Here is a 1518-nt window from a genome sequence, read left to right as displayed (position 1 = left end):
GGGGCGAGGCGAGGCGGTTTCATCTTGGTGTTACTGCTTGGTGCTGCGTGGCACAGCCCGCCCTGCTTGCGGCGGGGCAGGCTGCGTTGATGGAGCGAGGGGAGGCACGGCAGACGGTGCTCGGTGCCACCGTCCTGATGCCGCTACCTCACTTCGMGTTGTCGACGATGGCCTTGATCAGGTCCGGGAAGTACTGCGCGCCGGTGTAGCGGTTGAACAGCCCGAACTGGTGGTTGGCGTCATAGCCGTTGTCCCACCACACCGGCACGATGCCGTGCTGGWAGGCGGACTTGGTCACGTACTTGGTCCAGKMGGTGCGGTAGGTGCCGGCCGGGTCGTACTCGGACTTCAGGATCGCGCCATATTCACCCATCAGCACGGGCAAGCCGGCGTCGACGAAGCGGGACTTCATTTTCTGGAACTGGGCGTCGACGTAGGCCTCGTTGGCCCAGGTCTCGGTCACGGCCGGATTGGTCGCGGTCGCGCCCCACTGCCAGATGTTGCTGCTGCCGTCGAGGGCGAAGTGGTACGGATCGTAGTAGTGCACTTCCAGGAACATCCGGTTSGTCGCSGRRTCGKTGGGTTTGAYGAAGCCGTYGTAGGTCGMGTYGATGTTGGTGTTGAARCCCTGCACGACGAGATGGCGCTTGGCGTTGTTGCCRCCCGTGGCCCGCACCGYGTYGACRAAGACCTGGTTGAACCCGTTCTGGACGKYYTGGTACTCGGCCGTCGGTGGGCCGTAGTCGCCRGMCACCATCACCTCGTTGGTGCCGGCGAACAGCAGGTAGTCGTCGTGGTTCTTGAAGTTGTTGGCGATCTGCGTCCACAGCTTGGCCAGGCGCGCATTGGCACTGGCCTGGTAGGCGTAGGTTGGGATCAGCCAGCTGCCTTCGTGGTGGGTGTTCAGCACGACGTAGAGGCCGGCGTTGCGGGCGTAGCCGACCACCTCGGTGACACGCGCCATGAACGTCGGGCTGATGTTGCCGTTGGCGTCGGCGTACTGGTTCCAGCTCGCAGGGATGCGCACGGTCTTGAAGCCGGCCGCCTTCACCGCGTTGAGCAGTTGCTGGTTGATCAGCGGGTTGCCCCAGTTGGTCTCGCTGCCGCCGGCGTCCAGCGAGTTACCAAGGTTCCATGCGGGCGACATCTGCTGCGACAGCTGGACGCTCGTCAGGTCGCGCATGCCGCTGCTGTCCGTGGACGGGGGTGGGCTGGTCGTTCCGCCACCACCACCACTGCCGCCGCCACCGCCACCGCCACAGGCGACGATGCAGAAGGCCAGCACCAACGAGGCGAAGGCCGAAGGKGCGAGGCGAGGCGGTTTCATCTTGGTGTTACTGCTTGGTGCTGCGTGGCACAGCCCGCCCTGCTTGCGGCGGGGCAGGCTGCGTTGATGGAGCGAGGGGAGGCACGGCAGACGGTGCTCGGTGCCACCGTCCTGATGCCGCTACCTCACTTCGCGTTGTCGACGATGGCCTTGATCAGGTCCGGGAAGTACTGCGCGCCGGTGTAGCGGTT

At 65.1% G+C, this 1518-nt stretch carries 1 protein-coding gene; it reads right to left on the bottom strand.

The window, feature by feature from the left end; translation table 11 throughout:
• Nucleotides 1–148 precede the first annotated feature (148 nt).
• Entirely contained in the window at nt 149–1327 is a 1179-nt protein-coding gene (locus ACXJKR_RS32215; protein ID WP_457326322.1) for a glycoside hydrolase family 5 protein, read from the bottom strand.
• Nucleotides 1328–1518 lie beyond the last annotated feature (191 nt).

The organism is Roseateles sp. P5_E11 (assembly GCF_054049355.1).
This window is presented reverse-complemented; position numbering and strand designations above follow the sequence as displayed.